Origin of the sequence: Methylocystis bryophila, from assembly GCF_027925445.1 — a bacterium.
In the GTDB taxonomy this organism is placed as follows: domain Bacteria; phylum Pseudomonadota; class Alphaproteobacteria; order Rhizobiales; family Beijerinckiaceae; genus Methylocystis; species Methylocystis bryophila.
The window spans coordinates 22,809-35,366 of sequence record NZ_AP027150.1 but is presented as its reverse complement, the minus strand read 5'-3'; the positions used below and the strand labels follow the sequence as shown (position 1 = coordinate 35,366).

Genomic DNA, 12,558 nt, shown 5'->3' with positions numbered 1-12,558 from the left:
CATCCGGTTCTTCACGAGTGAGATTCGCTCGCGGTGGCGTATCCGTGGGCGATCTTGGCTGAAGGCAGAGGATGGCGTTTCAAGAGTTCGTTGAAGCGCGTCCATGTGACGACGCTTTGGCGATCTCGCCGAGACAGCCACTTCCGCCATATTCGCCCCACTTGATGGGCGAACCCTCGCAGTCGTCGAATGTTGCCGCCGACGCCGTAGTAGGCGAAGTGGCCCCGCATCATCGATGACAGGTGGCGATGCTGGTCGCGGATTGGTTCGTGTCGGTGTTGCCGACACCAATCGCTCACCGCGGCCACCGCGCGGGCCAAGCGGCCTTTGGCCGTGACCTGCCTGACCATGCTCTTGCCCTTCCGCGACCGCCCCCAGACGTGGGTAAAGCCGAGAAAGTCGAAGTTGGTCCCATCCGTTTCCGGATGTCGCGCGCTCTCTGTCATGTGTGGGCGGAAGTCGACGAGGCGCGTCTTGTCCGGATGGAGCGTGAGCCCAAACCTTGCAAGACGCTTGCCCAGTGCCGCCAAGACGCGTTGGGCATCGACGAGATTGTCGAACGCCATGATCGCGTCGTCAGCGAACCGGACAAGGAGGCTCTCTCCTCCAAGGCGCGGCTTCACCACGGTCTCGAACCATTCGTCCAGCACATAGTGCAGGAAAACGTTCGAGAGGCAGGGCGAGATCACGCCCCCTTGCGGGGAGCCCTCGGTCGTGCGGCGTAGGAGACCGTTTTCAACGGCTCCTGCATTCAGCCATTTGTCGATCATCCGTCGGATGACGCCGTCCGTGACTCGTTGGTCGAGGAACGTTCGGAGATGAGAATGCGAAATCGAGTCGAAATACTTGCGTATGTCGATATCGATCACCCAGTAGAGCCGCTTGGCCCAGAGGACGCTCTGCAAGGTGCGGAGCGCTTGGTGGGCCGAGCGGCCTGGGCGGAAGCCGTACGAACAGGGTAAGAAATCCTGTTCGTAGACCGCTTCAAGCATCATCGTCACGGCGCGTTGCGCCACCTTATCCTCGAAAGTTGGAATGCCGAGCATCCTCTGCGAGCCGTCCGCTTTCGGGATGTACGCTCGGCGGACTGGCGGCGCACGATAGCGGCCGGACTTGATGCGCTCAAGAAGACCCAACAAATTGGCCTCCAAGTTCGCCTCATAATCCTGCGCTGTCACGCCGTCGATGCCCGGAGCGCCGTCCTTGCGGGTCAGCCAAAAGGCCTCCCTCATCCAATCCATGTCGATGACGTGGTGAAGCGAACAAAGCGCCGTTCCCCGTTTCGTCTTCGCCAATTCGGCTATCCGTTGTCCGTTCGTGGACAGGTTTATGGGGTCCAGTGTCCCCTCCCGTGTTTCAGGCTAACGGTTCTCTCCTCATGACGCCCCCCTTTCCTCCGACGGGTCCCGATGAGCTCGGTTCCCCGCTTTCCCAGGTAATATGAGGGCGCTACGACTTCCCGCCCACGCACTCTCGCTCCCTTATTGGTTCGGTCGCGGGACCCACGCGCTCCTCTCTCGTTCGTGCTCGCCGAGGCGCTCCCGACGGACGGAGAGGTCGCCGTCGTCGGGCCTGGAACAATTGGTCAGCCGGCGTTCCGCGTTCCGGCTCGTCGCGCTCGTGGACGCGAGCGGGATCTCACAGGTTCCCTGGCGATCCGTCCCATGCCTCTGCCCTGCTCTGGGACCCCGGTCGAGCCGAGGAAACCTCGCCTTTGGCGGTCTCCTCGATGCTGCCCCCGGGTTCCACAAACCGAAGGCCTCAACAGGTAGGAAATATCGAGGCTCACACAGGGCTTCAGCATCCGCTGTCTACGCTTCACGAGCGACGTCGCCGCCGCCCATGCAAGACTCGCTTCCGGCTGGCGGGCTGCGCCTCTACCGGGAGGGCGTCGAACCCTCTGGATCGCTGCGAAAGGTTTCAGGTCAGTGCTTCATCCTCCTTTCCAGGGCTTGTCCTGTCGCAAGCAGAATCTTCCCAAAATCCTACGCTAAGCCGCATCGAGTATTTCGGATCGCGGGTTCCTGAGAGGCCGGAAGGCGTTTTGGAGCGGCTCGGTCGGCCAGACATAGTCGCCGTTGAAGGTGATGTGCTCCCAGCCGAGCGGCGCGACATGGGCTAGAATCTCGTCGGGGAGGACTTCGCCGCGCGCGCGCAGCTCGAGGCCGTTAGATTTGCAGGGGTGTGCTTGTGTGCGGAATCTTAACGCCTTCTAGAAAAGATAGCTGCCGGCTTCGAGGGAGACGGCAATGCGGTGGACCACACCCCAGAAAATTTAACGGTCCCACTGCGGCGAGAGCATCGCGTAACGATCCTTGCCGCCCTTGCCTTGCTCGACGCGGAGCATCATGCGCGTGCTGTCGATGTCCGAGACTTTCAGCGAGACCACCTCGGAGACGCGCAGGCCGGCGCCATAGGCGACGCTGAGCGCGGCCTTGTATTTGACGCCGGGCGCCGCCTCCAAGAGGCGCGCGACCTCCTCGGGGCTGAGGACGACCGGCAGCTTGCGCGGTTCGTGGACGAAGGTCAGATGCCGAGCCGCCTCGGCCCGATCGAGAGTCACGCCGAAAAAGAACCGCAACGCCGTGACCGTAGCGTTGATCGTCGGCGGCCGGACGTGGGTCGCGTTCAAGCGCAATTGGAAAAGACGCAGGTCTTCGGCCGTGGCCGTGTCCGGCGATCGACCCAGGAAGCTCGCCAAGGTCTTGACCGCGCGGATGTAATTGCGCTGTGTCTCCGAGGCCAAATGCCGAACGGTCATGTCTTCAATCATGCGCCGGCGAAGCGGGGTGATGCACTCCTTTGTCATGCGCTGCTCCTGTCTGAAGCGAGGTTGCTAACCCCACGATCTTCAGACAGTTCGCCGCCTACCCGTTACCTCGCCCCCTCCCACAACGCCCCTGAGCGCCGGCCGCAAACTACCGCGAGAGCGGTTTAGTTCCTTGACCCACAACGGACAAGACGCACCTCTCCCCACCTGGAAAGAAAGACCGCTGCTTCTGTCTTTCGAAGGCATGCAAATCGACCGGATGTCTCCGCCGATTGCGCGTTCAGCTATGGTGGGGTTTGAGCGGCTTCATCGAGGAGTGATCGGCGCGCGGCACTATGCCTTCATTTCTTCGTCGGCCTCGACGATCCGGCCCTCCAATTCGGACGCGAGGGCCTCTGCGCGCCCCTCATCAATCCAATCGTCGGTGTATCTCAAGAGAGAGATGGCGTGCTCCAGCGCCGACCGCTGGTCGGAGCCGCGCTCTAGCAGGTAATGCGGACAGAAAGCGATGTCGGCCGCGATCGCTCGCAGGGCATGAATCGTGTCGAGATGCCTGCGCCTACCACGCATTTTCGTGCCGTCGCCTTCTTGGTATTCGCTGTTCACGAATAGCCACAACCTTCGAGCGGCTTCGCGTATTTTGTCCACCAGATCGGTCGGCAGCGGCTTTGGCTCTTGTTCTTGCTGTGATGTCATGTGCATTCATTTCCCTGGCCGGACATTTACCCGCCGGGACAGGCCAGATTCGCCTGCCAGACCAAAAACTCTATGGCTCCGTTGTGTTGGGTGAGTGAATACAAAAAGTGTCCGATCCCGGCCGATCTTTCAAGCGACGAGGCGAAACAAGCCTTTCACAAATTCCCCCCGTGCGGTTTGTGTGCACTTGGCGCCAAAATCTGGCGCGCCCGGCGAAGGGCTGCTTCCCGAGGAACTGCGGGCGAGGCGAGCGACAGGGTTGCTCGTCGAGCTTTGACCCCGAACGGACGAGACGACAAAATGCGTTCATGACTGGCAAACGGGTTGAAGCAGGCGTAGCTTAGGCCGTCGCCTGTAATGTCTGTTGTGGCGAGACAACCTAATGGAAACACCATGAATTGGATCTACATCCTCGAGATTCTTGGCGCTACGGCAACCCTATATGTCGTCGGGTCGCTCCGCGTCCTTAAGCAGTATGAGCGAGGAGTCGTTTTTCTTCTGGGAAAATTTGAGGGTGCGCGCGGACCCGGGCTCACGCTCATCTTCCGTCCCATCCAACAGATGGTGCGCGTATCCTTGCGCACTGTTACGATGCAAATCCCTTCGCAAAAAATCATCACGAAAGATAACGTTTCGATCGATATCGCAGCGGTCGCGTACTATCATATTTCCGATCCGGAAAAAGCCGTGATCGCGATCGAGAACGTCTACGATGCGATCAATCAGATCAGCCAGACCACCGTACGCAATGTCGTTGGGCGATTCAGCCTCGATCAACTTCTCTCGGACACTGCGAGCATCAATGAGCAAATCAAGAATGTCATCGACCTCCACACGGAGCCATGGGGCACCCAGGTGACGGCGGTCGAGATTAAAGACATTATTCTGCCCGACAATATGCAACGCGCAATGGCAAAAGAAGCGGAGGCGGAACGCGAGCGTCGCGCAAAAATCGTGGCCGCCGAAGGAGAATATCAGGCTTCGGTTAAGCTCGGCGAAGCCGCGGACATCATCACACAGCATCCCGTCGCGCTTCAGCTCCGTACTCTCCAAACGATGGCTGAGATCTCCGTTGAAAGGAATTCAACCATCATCTTCCCCGCACAGTTCATGACCACAGTGCAGGAAGCCATCGCACTAATGTCAAAGGATTCATCGTCAAAATAGTTGAGAGCATGATCCCGAAAAAGCGGGAGCGGATGTCCCGCCAGAGCGCACCCGTCATCACAGTCACAATCACCTCAAATTCCTAGTCCTTTAGGGGCACGACTCAGAAGCACCGCCATGGCTTGCGAATGTCTGGGGATGGCGCGAACCCGTCTCGAGCCGCACGCCGAGCAAACGGGATGGCGCACGTTCGCGATGACCGGAAATGGGGCAAGCTGCCGCGGCTGCTTCCAGCGGGCAGGTCCGTTCATAATCTGCGCCCGCGTCGCGGCTGTGATTTGGGGACGAGCAGACCCGTTGGAACAGTGCGCTGATGGCGCAGGTTGACCCTAACCGGTCGTCGACGCGGCCGGCGTGACTGCGACCGGTGAAATCGTGAAATGTGAAAATGAGCCACAAGCGCCAACCTTCTGGCCGGTTTTTGGCGCGGAGGTCTCCACATTATGCTTCAGTTCCACTTCAATCCGGCCTAAAAAGCTCTCTCGAGGCTCAAGGGACTGCAGCGAGAACCGCCAAGCCGACCGTCGATGGCCTCTGGCACAAGATCGGCGAAGTCCTCTCGGTCTTCATGCCGCGAGAATGCGAAAACTTCTTCGATAAAAGGCAAAGCCTAAGCGAGACATTGGTGCGCCTTCAAGGTTCGCCGGTTGCCCGCAGGATTGAACGACTGCTTAAATACAGGATAAGCGCGGCCGAAACGGAAAAACCAAATGTCCATGGTTGTCCCCGCGGGACCGAGAGAGCAAAACCCGAGACCGGAAGGCGTTTTTCAACCCAAGGGTTGCGATTTTCTCGTGGTTGGGCTTGGCGCTTCCGCCGGAGGCCTCCAAGCTGTCCGCAAGCTGCTGGATGTGTTGCCCGCAGATACGGGCATGGCCTTTGTGCTCATTCAGCATCTCGATCCCACCCACGAAAGCATGATGGTCGATCTGCTCGGGCGGGACACGAAGATGCGGGTCTCCCAGGCGGCAGACGGCGTTGTGCTGGAGCCTAACGCGCTCTACGTCATCCCCCCCCACGCCGAGCTGTCCATTCGCGACGGCGTCTTGCAGCTTTCCGAGCCGCACGCGCTTCGTGGCGCGCGCATGCCGTTCGACTTCTTCTTGAATTCCTTGGCGGATGACTTTGGAGAACGCGCGATTTGCGTCATTCTGTCGGGGACGGGCTCCGACGGCAGCCTCGGGCTCAAGGCGATCAGCGAAAAGGGAGGGCTTGTCATCGCGCAGGAGCCCGGGGAGGCGGCTTACGGCGGCATGCCTCAAGCCGCGATCGCCACCGGTCTCGTCAATCTCATTCTGCCAGCGGCGCAAATTCCGGGCGCGCTCCTGCGATACGCAAAACACCCTTACGTCGCCGGGGATCGCAAGGCTGCGGCTTCCCTCGAAGAAACGGCGAGCGCGCCGCTCGCCGCGCTGATCGAGCTGCTGCGCGCGCGGACCGCCCATGATTTTTCTCACTACAAGACGGCGACGTTGCTGCGCCGCATCCGACGACGAATGGCGGCTGCGGGGATCACCGACTTCGACGCCTATATCGAGGCGCTGAACAAGGATGGGCGTGAGCTGGAAGCGCTCGCCAAGGACCTGCTGATTCATGTCACGAGCTTTTTCCGCGACCCGGCAGCCTATGAGGCGCTCGCCAAATATGTCATTCCCGAAATCGTGCGGGAACATTCGGATGATGCGCCTGTCCGCGTTTGGACGCCGGGCTGCAGCACCGGCGAAGAAGTCTACTCACTCGCCATTCTGTTCTTCGAAGAGTTTGCTGTGCAACAGCGGGATTTGAAGCTGCAGATTTTTGCCTCCGACATCAGCGCAGACGCCGTAGCCTTCGGCCGCAATGGCCTTTACCCGGAAACAATCGCCGCCGCCGTTACGGCGGAGCGCCTGCAGCGGTTCTTCAAGCTCGAGGACCATGGCTTCAGGGTTAGCCGCGATCTGCGCGACGCCATTGTATTCGCGGTGCAAGACCTGCTGACCGATCCCCCGTTTTCCCGGCTCGATTTCGTCTCCTGCCGCAACCTATTGATCTACCTGCAGCCGATCGAACAGGAAAAGGTGCTGGCGCTTTTCCACTTTGCCTTGCGGGAGGGCGGCTTTCTGTTTCTAGGGGCGGCCGAAACCATCGGCAAGCTGAGCGACCGTTTCGTGCCGGTCGCCAATGCGCAGCGCGTCTTTCGTCGTATCGGGAGCGAAAGGGCGACCGGCGCGGCCATGGCCCCCAAGATCGGCGACGGCGTGCGTTCGCTGTGGCCACGCGTCGCGATGTCGGCAGAACGCAAACGCCTGGGCATTGGCGAATTCGCCCGGCAACTGTTGCTCGAAACTTTCGCCCCCGCAGCCGTTCTCATCAATCGCAAAGAACAGGGCTTGTATTTTTTTGGGCCGACAGATCGCTACTTGCGCATAGCGACCGGGGAGCTGAACTGTGATCTGCCGGCGCTGCTGCGCAGTGGACTGACCTCCGCGTTCCGCATGGCGGTGCGCCGGGCCTGCGCCGATGACGCACCCGCAACGGTTCGCGCGAAAGTGAAGCGCGAAGGCGGGGTGGTCGTCGTGAATATTTCGGCGCGTCCCGTGAGGCACGAAGGGGCCGAGCTTTTGCTCGTCAGCTTTTCCGACTCGCCCGCGCAGAGCGTCTCTCCCGCAATCGAGCTCCCAGCCGAATCCTCAAGGGCTGCTCAATTGGAGGCGGAGCTCGAAACAACCCGAAATGAGCTCGAAAGCACCATCCGCGACCTCGAGGCCTCCAACCAGGAGCTGACTTCGCTCAACGAAGAAGCGATCTCGATGAACGAGGAGTTTCAATCGACCAACGAGGAGCTCGAAACCTCGCGCGAGGAATTGCAATCGCTCAATGAAGAACTCATTACCAGCAACAGCCAGCTGCAGGACAGCCTCGCGCGGGAAAGCAAAACCAGCAACGACCTCGAAAACATTCTAAAGAGCTCCGAAGTCGCGACGCTGTTTCTCGATAAGGATCTCAAGGTTCGCTTTTTTACGCCGGCTTGCGCCCCGCTCTTTAATCTCATCCCGTCCGACATCGGTCGCCCTCTCGCCCATCTGATGCCCCGATTCTCCAGCGTCAATATGGTGGCGGAAGCTCAAAGCGTGCTGACCACCCTCACGCCAAAGAGGCACGAAATCGAGAGCGGGACTGGCCTCTGGTATCTGTGCACGATCTCGCCCTACCGCACCGAGGGCGATCTCGTTAACGGGGTCGTCATCAATCTCGCCGACCTCTCCGATTTGAAGGCGAGCGAAAAATTCAAAGAGGCAGCGGAGCAGACTGCGCTCGCTAAGAAGGCGGCGGAGGCGGCCAATTTGGCGAAGTCTCGCTTTCTTGCTGCGGCGAGCCACGACTTGCGGCAACCGCTGCAAGCCCTGGTCATTTTGCAAGGCCTTCTGAGGCGCATTGTCAAAGACGAGCCGGCGCTGGAGGTGCTGGTCAAGTCGGACCAGGCCATTAAGAACATGTCGGGCATTCTGGCTTCGCTGCTCGACATCAACCGCCTCGAAGCCGGAGCAATCCAGCCGAATTTGGAGGAATTCAAGGTCGCCGACGTGCTCGACAGCCTCGCATCCGAGTTTGCAGAAGTCGCTAAAGGCAAGGGCTTGCAGTGGCGCTATGTTTCATGCGGGCTGCAGGTGAGGAGCGATCCGCGCCTGCTTATGGCGATGGTTCGCAATCTGCTCTCGAACGCGATCCGCTACAGTGACAAGGGGAAAATTCTTCTGGGCTGCCGACATCGCGGCGACCGCTTGCGTATCGAAGTTCTTGATACGGGCATCGGCATTTCACAAGACCACTTTTCGCAGATATTCGAAGAATACCGGCAAGCTCATAACTGCCCAGGAAAAGGCGGCCTAGGTCTTGGCCTCTCGATCGTGGATCGTTTGGGCAAGTTGCTAAGCCATGCGATTGACATGCGTTCGAGCGAAGGAAGAGGCTCGACGTTCGCGATAGAAGTTCCGCGCGTAGCGGCGGCGAAGCCGATCGTTGCGGCGCAACCGACGCAGCGGCAGCACGAAAGCCGGAACGATCGTCGAGGTGTTGTTTTGCTCATCGAAGACAACTCGGACGTGCGAGAATCGTTGGCCTCGTTTTTGAGACTTGAGGGATATGAGGTCGTCGAGGCAGTAAGCGGCGAGGGCGCGTTGGCGATCGCCGACAAGGCGGTCAAGCCCGATCTTATACTCTCCGATTACATGCTTTCGGGATCGATGCACGGCTTGCAGGCGATTGCAGCTTTGCGCGCAGCGGTGAGCGAGGAAATTCCGGCTATCGTTTTGACCGGTGATATTAAAGCGGTGGCCTTGCGCACTATTGAGGAAACCGGCTTCATCGTTCTGAGCAAACCGGTCGACCCACAAGAGCTATTGCGCGTCATTCAACGGACACTCCGCGATCGTGTTAAGTGATGACATCCTTCAGAGTTTCGTTTGCACTTATGCTGATCCCAACTTAGAATCTGGACTCCCGGAAGGCCGACTGGTGGCGCGCCACTGCCTTGGCGCAAAGCTTCGACGAGAAATCCAACGAGATTCTCGAAGCGCAGGGGCTGATCGCCGCGATCGGACTGAGCGGTCGTTCCCAAGCTGCCGCTCGGACTGAGGCCTTGCCATCTTACGTCGAGGGCGCTTCAGCCTCCGTCAGGGTGCGCGAGCTTGGCGCAGGACGGCAGCGAGAGCATGCAAAGCCGTGGGGTTTGTCACGCTGACATCCGCGCGGCGTGATTTTCGTTGTTTGGTCGGAAGTCTGGATAGAGTCGCTTGAACGAACCAACGAGCGTGTCGTTGAGGACGGCGACGCGCACGTCAAGGAAGGGCTGCACAGTCCATCTATTCCATCGCATTTGCTGCTTCTTGATCATGCGTTTCGAGAGGATTTCGTTGACCGCGCTTTCAACAAAAGCGGTTGAAATCGGCTGCCGATCATGGCGTCGCCGTCCGTAGTTCACGAGTGCAAGTTCATTGGCATGAAGATATTCGATCAGATTGTTGATGTGTCGCTGGACTGTGGCGGCGCCTCTGACGTCCCTGACATGAGCGGCGTCAAACCAATGTGTCAGATGCGCCAAGCGCCCGAGACATGCGCTCGAAAGACCGTGCCAAAGTTTCCACTTGGAGTTCTCAAGTTCGCGGATTGGATGACTGCGGAGGTAGTCGTTGCAAGTACCGGCGCCGAAGCCGCGCACCGCCTGCAAGGCGTGTTCGAAACGCATGGCGATATGAAACCAGTCGAGGACGAGGGTCGCCTGTGGCAACACTTGCCGCTGCAACTTCCATAGCCCAGCATCGCCATCGGAAAGTACTGTGGTCGGCGTTCCAAGGCGGACCCCGGCGCCTACGACTGCATCGGCAAATTCTCTCGCGGAATTGCCGTTGCGCGCAAAGGCGAAGCGATGCTGTGAGCCGTCAAGATTGAGCACTTTGCCGGCGATCACCTCGAAATTTCGCTCGGGACGACGATGCCGGCTACGCAGATAGCCGCCATCGAGACCGATCACGACCGCAGGAGTCACCGCATCGCTGTCCGGATCCGCGGCTCCCTCCGGGCGTAGCCGCGCGATGCGCGCGCCGACGCGGCGGGCTCGATTGCGCACTGTGCCAGCGTTGACCGCGCCGCCGACGGGCAGCAGTTCCGCAAGTAGATCGGCGACATTGGCAAAAGGCGCGAGCGCGGCGAACTTTGCGGTCACATAGGCGAGTTCGGGCGCCATGCCGCCTTCAGGCATCAACACCGAGAAACATATGGGTTTCTCTGCGATTTCACGGCATTGGCAGCTGACGAACCGACGAACTCGAAGCGGCACGTCGCCGAAGAGGGACGAAAGGTGACGGATCGATATCCCTTGCTAGACAGGGCCGACTCGCAATGCGCACAGTATTTGAAACGCTCACCCATTGTCGCCGCTTGCGCGCGAACCATTTCGGTTCGGATCGTCGCGGTAATCTGCTTTCCCTCGGCCAGGGTCAGGCCGAGCGTTTCGGGAACGGCCCAATCCTCTCTTTCGATCTGCGCCAATTCGATCTCGGCTTCCGGTCCCGCGCCAAGATCGGCCACAAGCTTCACGCGCCACACCAATTTCTGCATAGCCCAGCCTCCCAAATGAGCCGGAGCTTAGCCATCAAAAATTGACGCCACCACGATTTTGCATGCTCTCAAGAGCGGGGAGGCCGTTGCAAGCCCCGTCATCTTAATTCGTCGACCATCTCGGGATGCCGATCGAGAATTCGCAGCAGCTGGCTCGTCGGCCCGCTCGGCTCGATGAGTCCGCGCTCATATTTGTCGAAAGCGTTCTCGCCGACCTTGAGCAGCAAGCCGGCTTCGCGCTGCGACAAGTTGAGCTTCGTGCGCACACGGCGGATCGTGGCGGGAGAAAGCAAGCCTTCGATTTTCTCCTTCAGCCCACGCAAAGCCTCGTCGACGACGGCCATGTCGTCTCCGACGTGCACCCCCTCCCCCGCGCCCGCCGGATAGTAACCCGGAAGCTCCACGTTGATGGCTTCGCCCTTGTAGGAGACCAAGAAAGGCCGCACGCCGCGTGTCAGGACCTCGCCGGTGTCCGGCGCGACCATCGTGTTTGGAAGAGGTTGCTTCCCACTCGCCATTTTCATTTCTCCTTGAACGAAACCACCGAGAAATCGGTGACGACGTCCGCCTGGAATTTGATGTAGAGCGTCAGCCCGCGCGACGGGACATGATAGACGTCCTGCCAAAGTCGATGGTTCGCGAAGGTCGTCATCGACTTGTAAAACATCACGCGCTCGATGCTGTTTATCGTTTGCACGATGCCGCCGCGGTCGAAGCCGAGCGCGGTGGCGTCACGCAAGGCCGAGGTCGTGATCACGAGGGTTTCGACCGAACCGATCGACAGCTTTATGGCGTCGAGATCATAAGTCGGTCGGCGCTTTTCCATTCGCGCGACCATACCACCATAAAGGTGGCACGACAACGCCGAAATTGAAATGGCTTTCTTTTCGAGCCTCGAAGATCGGCAATACTGTGGGGCAGCGGAGTCTGGAGCGGCGGCCACTCTTACCCCAACCCTTGACAGGTGGATCCTCACCTTGCGTTCATGCGCATGAAATCCCGCAGGTTCGCGCCGACAAAATCATGGATTGTCAATTCGCGGCTCTTATGGTGGAGCCGAAGAAACCTCCGGCGTGTTGCGCGAGCGCGCCTTTCAAGCGACGGCCGGCGCCAAAACGTCAGCCCAGATTCGTTTCGTCGCACTCGAAGTTCCCGTCGAATAGCGGGTCGCCGGCGCCAAGCCCCAACGCGCCGTCAAGCTCGATGTCCTCCTGGGGCTTTTGCAACAGCCCCTCGTCCTCGAGCCGCTCAATGTCGGGCAGCTCGCGCAGGGAACCAAGCCCAAAAACCTCCAAGAATTTCGCCGTGGTGACATAGGCGAAGGGCGCCCCCGGCTCGGGCGCGCGCAGGCTCGCGTCGATGAGCCCATGGCGCTTCAAGACGCCGATGACGTCGCGGCTGATTTCTTTGCCGGCGAGCCTGGAAATCTCGCCCCTGGTCGCCGGCTGCAGATAGGCGATGGCAGTCACCGCCAGGAGCTCGGCCGGGGTGAGCTCCGGCGCGCCGGCGTCGCGCAGCTCGCCCGCGTGCGCGACGCGAACCGCGCCAGCGAAGCGCGGTTTCGTGCGCAGCTGCCAGCCGCCGGCGACGCAGACCAGATCGTAGGGACGCCCGCGCAATTCGGTTTTGAGATCCTCGATGAGGGCGTCGAGTCGGCAATCCTTGCCGACGAGTCTGGCAAGCATTTCGCGCGGCACAGGCGAAGGCGCGGCGAAGATCGCCGTCTCGACGCGCAGCATCCATTCGCGCCAGCGCGCCGCTCGCGGCAAATCGGCGAGCTCGGCGTCGAAGAATTCCGGTTCGCGCGCTTTCGGGCGTGCCATGCAGCC

Annotated in this window: 9 protein-coding genes and 2 pseudogenes; 2 read left to right on the top strand and 9 right to left on the bottom strand. The window is 60.1% G+C overall.

From position 1 onward, the window contains the following. Positions 1-11: 11 nt before the first annotated feature. The 4 genes and pseudogenes from ltrA to QMG80_RS21090 all read right to left on the bottom strand — a co-directional run bounded on the left by ltrA (position 12) and on the right by QMG80_RS21090 (position 3,466). Entirely contained in the window at positions 12-1,178 is a 1,167-nt protein-coding gene (ltrA, locus tag QMG80_RS21105; protein ID WP_490722680.1) for a group II intron reverse transcriptase/maturase, read from the bottom strand. Positions 1,179-1,990: 812 nt separating this feature from the next. Continuing rightward, a pseudogene (locus tag QMG80_RS21100) lies at positions 1,991-2,161 on the bottom strand (Tn3 family transposase); the annotation flags it as partial. A 129-nt stretch (positions 2,162-2,290) separates the two neighbouring features. Continuing rightward, a pseudogene (locus QMG80_RS21095) lies at positions 2,291-2,809 on the bottom strand (tyrosine-type recombinase/integrase); the annotation flags it as partial. Positions 2,810-3,103: 294 nt separating this feature from the next. Next, on the bottom strand, positions 3,104-3,466 hold the full coding sequence (locus tag QMG80_RS21090) for a hypothetical protein (protein WP_085773924.1): 363 nt from the start codon (positions 3,464-3,466) through the stop codon (positions 3,104-3,106). Between the two features lie 393 nt (positions 3,467-3,859). Here QMG80_RS21090 and QMG80_RS21085 point away from each other — a divergent pair, with 393 nt between their 5' ends. Together QMG80_RS21085 and QMG80_RS21080 are read left to right on the top strand one after the other, a co-directional pair. Further along, positions 3,860-4,633: an SPFH domain-containing protein gene (locus tag QMG80_RS21085; protein WP_085773925.1), complete on the top strand. Its 774-nt coding sequence runs from the start codon at positions 3,860-3,862 to the stop codon at positions 4,631-4,633. 710 nt (positions 4,634-5,343) lie between these two features. After that, on the top strand, positions 5,344-9,054 hold the full coding sequence (locus tag QMG80_RS21080; protein ID WP_085773926.1) for a chemotaxis protein CheB: 3,711 nt from the start codon (positions 5,344-5,346) through the stop codon (positions 9,052-9,054). Between the two features lie 290 nt (positions 9,055-9,344). Here the strand turns inward: QMG80_RS21080 and QMG80_RS21075 are convergent, their stop codons facing one another. From QMG80_RS21075 to scpB, 5 genes are all read right to left on the bottom strand, one after another. Continuing rightward, on the bottom strand, positions 9,345-10,448 hold the full coding sequence (locus QMG80_RS21075) for an ISKra4 family transposase (protein ID WP_158658928.1): 1,104 nt from the start codon (positions 10,446-10,448) through the stop codon (positions 9,345-9,347). Next, positions 10,370-10,708, bottom strand: coding sequence for a hypothetical protein (locus tag QMG80_RS21070; protein WP_210190845.1), 339 nt, complete (start codon positions 10,706-10,708; stop codon positions 10,370-10,372). Before QMG80_RS21070 ends, QMG80_RS21075 begins: the two co-directional genes overlap by 79 nt. Positions 10,709-10,827: 119 nt before the next feature. Continuing rightward, positions 10,828-11,247: a type II toxin-antitoxin system MqsA family antitoxin gene (locus QMG80_RS21065; protein ID WP_085773930.1), complete on the bottom strand. Its 420-nt coding sequence runs from the start codon at positions 11,245-11,247 to the stop codon at positions 10,828-10,830. Between the two features lie 2 nt (positions 11,248-11,249). After that, on the bottom strand, positions 11,250-11,555 hold the full coding sequence (locus QMG80_RS21060) for a type II toxin-antitoxin system MqsR family toxin (protein ID WP_085773931.1): 306 nt from the start codon (positions 11,553-11,555) through the stop codon (positions 11,250-11,252). 292 nt (positions 11,556-11,847) lie between these two features. Further along, a complete protein-coding gene (gene scpB / locus QMG80_RS21055) occupies positions 11,848-12,552 on the bottom strand; it encodes an SMC-Scp complex subunit ScpB (RefSeq protein WP_085773932.1) in 705 nt (234 codons plus the stop codon). Positions 12,553-12,558: the final 6 nt, after the last annotated feature.